We start from the raw sequence: 1,084 nt of genomic DNA, 5'->3' as shown, positions 1-1,084 counted from the left end.
GCCCAGCGGCTGGCGGCGCTGCTGGCGCCGCGGGCGACATCGCGTCGGCCGGCGGCTGGGCCATCCATGGCGGTACGCCCGCCGCCTGCTGTGGAGTGGCGTCTTGGCCGATGCAAATGACCGTGCATGACGGTGCTCGGGTTGTCGGCGACTGCCACGGCCACATCGGTTGCTGCGCGGACGCCGTGGGCTGGCCGCTCAGGTCGATCAGCGGCATCTGAGCCAGCGCGTCCATCGACGGCAGGCCATGGATGTTGACCGGCAAACCGGGCCCGAGCCCTTCCGGGTTGGTCTCCAGATGTATGTCGGCGATCGGCGGGGGAGCGCCGACGAGCGGCGGCAGGTCAACCGGCACTACGCCGGTGGCGTACGCCGCTGCCCAGCCCAACACGTTCTGGGCGTACGGCATCGAATTGTTGTAGCGCAGGATCGCGGCCATCACCTGCGACGGATCCCGCAAGTTGAGCCCACCACTGCAGAGGTATCGGGCCGCGGCCAGCGTGGAGTCGTATAGGTTCTGCGGGTCGGCCACGCCGTCGCCGTCGCCGTCGGAGGCGTAGTGTGCCCACGTCCCGGGCAGGAACTGCATGGGTCCCATCGCACGGGCGTAGGTCACCCGGCCCGCGACGCTGCTCTGAACGATGATCGCGTTGCCGGGCAGGGTGCCGTCGAGCGACGGGCCGTAAATGGGCCGAACCGCCGTGCCGTGGGCGTCGGTGGCGCCGCCGCCCGCATGCATGGACTCGATACGTCCGATGCCGGCCAACAGATTCCAGCTGACACCGCAGCCCGGATCCGATGCGGCCATGATCTGTTCGGCGTTGCGGTAGGCCGATAGTGCGACCTTCGGGATGCCCAGTACGCCAGGCGTATTCACCACGAACGCTGGCGGGGGAGCCGAGAGGGTGCTGGCGGCGATGCGAAACCTGCTCGGCGGCTGCGCGAGCGCGATGACGGTCGGGCGCGGCCACCAGGGGTACGCATGCATCCACCAGGGGGTGAAGGTGTTGAAGCCCGCGCGGACGCGCAACGCGTCGATGTCGGTCAGGCAAATCACGGCGCGGTGGGAGACAGGGAACAAACA

General features: G+C 69.2%; 1 protein-coding gene (running past one end of the window). It reads right to left on the bottom strand.

Annotated elements, in window-relative coordinates; genetic code table 11:
- The coding region annotated (locus tag ACFE99_RS08075; RefSeq protein ID WP_375484106.1) for a lytic transglycosylase domain-containing protein crosses the window boundary (this coding region is incomplete at its 3' end): on the bottom strand, positions 1–1,084 show 1,084 of its 1,297 nt. 213 nt of the annotated region lie beyond the right edge of the window.

This window comes from uncultured Mycobacterium sp. (assembly GCF_964249325.1).
Taxonomy (GTDB): domain Bacteria; phylum Actinomycetota; class Actinomycetes; order Mycobacteriales; family Mycobacteriaceae; genus Mycobacterium.
This window is presented reverse-complemented; position numbering and strand designations above follow the sequence as displayed.